This window comes from Streptomyces sp. H27-C3, from assembly GCF_030063415.1.
GTDB lineage: Bacteria > Actinomycetota > Actinomycetes > Streptomycetales > Streptomycetaceae > Streptomyces.
Genome location: NZ_JASITA010000110.1, coordinates 1 through 1,315, shown reverse-complemented (window position 1 = coordinate 1,315; position 1,315 = coordinate 1). Strand labels below are relative to the sequence as shown.

Here is a 1,315-nt window from a genome sequence, read left to right as displayed (position 1 = left end):
CCCTGTGAGCGATCATGAAATTCCCCAGGTTGGGCGGGTTCTGCGTCACGTAATTCCCCACCCCCGCGGTCACGTAATTCCCCATGGGGACGACGGACGCGGTGGGAGGTAGGTCCTGGCCGTCGAGATGACGGACGCTTCCTCGATCAGTGGATCGAGATCGGGGAAGCGCACGATGGCAAGGAGAACGTTCAACGTGGTCGATGTGACCGAGATCTACGTCCACTGGTATGCGGGCCGCTCCAAGAGCGAGCTGGCCGCGTCGCTGGGGGTGGACCGCAAGACGATCAGGAAGTACTTGGCCCCGGCGGAGGCCGCCGGGATGTCCCCGGGCGGCCCGGCGATGGCGCCGGCGGACTGGGCGGAACTGATCAAGGGCTGGTTTCCCGAGCTCGCCGACAGGCGGCTGCGGCAGGTGACCTGGCCCGAGATCGACAAGCACCGCGATTACATCAAGAGTCTGCTGGGGACGGTGACCGTCTCCACGATCCACCAACGGCTGCGGGACGAACATGACTTGACGGTGTCGGTGTCCTCGCTGCGGCGGTGGATATCCGCGACGCTGCCCGAGGACACGCAGCGATCGCGGGTGACCGTCCTGCGCGACGAGGTCGAGCCGGGCCTGGAGGCTCAGATCGACTACGGCTTCCTCGGCCAGTGGATCAACCCGCGGTCGGGAAAGCGGCACCGGATCTGGGCGTTCGTGATGATCCTGGCCTGCTCGCGGCACATGTTCGTCCGCCCGGTGATCCACCTGGACCAGCATTCCTGGACCGAGTCGCACGTCGAAGCCTTCAAGTTCTTCGGCGGTGTCGCCCAGCGGCTCGTGCCCGACAACTTGAAGACCGGGGTGGACAAGCCCGACCTCTACGACCCGAAAATCAACAAGGCGTATGCTGAACTCGCCGCGCATTACGGCGCGTTGGTGGATCCTGCTCGCGCCCTGAAGCCAAAAGACAAGCCCCGCGTTGAGCGCCCTATGCCCTATATAAGGGATTCGTGGTGGCGGGGTCGGGAGTTCGTCTCCCTCGAGCACATGCAGGCTGATGCGATCCGCTGGTCGAGCGAGGTCGCCGGGCTGCGGCAGTGCCGGCCGCTGGGCGGCGCGTCTCCACTGTCGGTGTTCGAGGCCGTCGAGCAGGAGACGCTGCAGCCGTTGCCGAAGACGCCGTTCGTGCTGGCCCGCTGGTCCGCGGCGACGGTCGGCCCGGACATCCACATCAAGGTCGGCCGCACCCTCTACTCGGTGCCGTGGAAACTGATCGGCAAGCGGGTCGATGTCCGCTCCACCCAAGCCTTCGTGCAGGTCTTTGAC

Annotated in this window: 1 protein-coding gene; it reads left to right on the top strand. The window is 65.7% G+C overall.

What is annotated here, in order from left to right; translation table 11 throughout:
* Window positions 1-196: 196 nt before the first annotated feature.
* Window positions 197-1,315 (top strand): IS21 family transposase (gene istA, locus QMK30_RS38270; RefSeq protein ID WP_283522939.1); only part of this gene is annotated, 1,119 nt, incomplete at its 3' end.